At 67.6% G+C, this 275-nt stretch carries 1 protein-coding gene; it reads left to right on the top strand.

Annotation, left to right across the window (positions count from 1 at the left end; all coding sequences use genetic code 11):
- A partial coding sequence (locus KZZ04_RS19190) for a polysaccharide deacetylase family protein (protein WP_219423853.1) occupies nt 1-275 on the top strand: 275 nt, incomplete at both ends.

The following is a 275-nucleotide window of genomic DNA, read 5'->3' as shown; positions in this document are numbered from 1 at the left end:
CGACGAGCGCAACGAAGGCCGCCACGAGGTCAACCACGAGATCGTCGGCGTGCCCGACCTGTGCATGGAAAGCCAGTTCGAATACGGCGCCCGGGTCGGCTACTGGCGCATCACCCGGATGTTGATGGACGCCGGAGTTCCGCTCACCCTCAACGCCTGCGGGCGTGCGCTCGAAGCCACGCCGTGGATCGCGAGCGACGCGGTCGAACAGGGCTTCGAGATCTGCTGCCACGGCTGGCGATGGGAGTCGCACGCCGGCATGCAGGAGGCCGAAG

Source organism: Pseudoalteromonas sp. CR1, from assembly GCF_019392235.1.
In the GTDB taxonomy this organism is placed as follows: domain Bacteria; phylum Pseudomonadota; class Gammaproteobacteria; order Enterobacterales; family Alteromonadaceae; genus Pseudoalteromonas.
The sequence above is the reverse complement of the archived record's forward strand: the minus strand, read 5'-3'. Positions and strand labels throughout refer to the sequence as shown.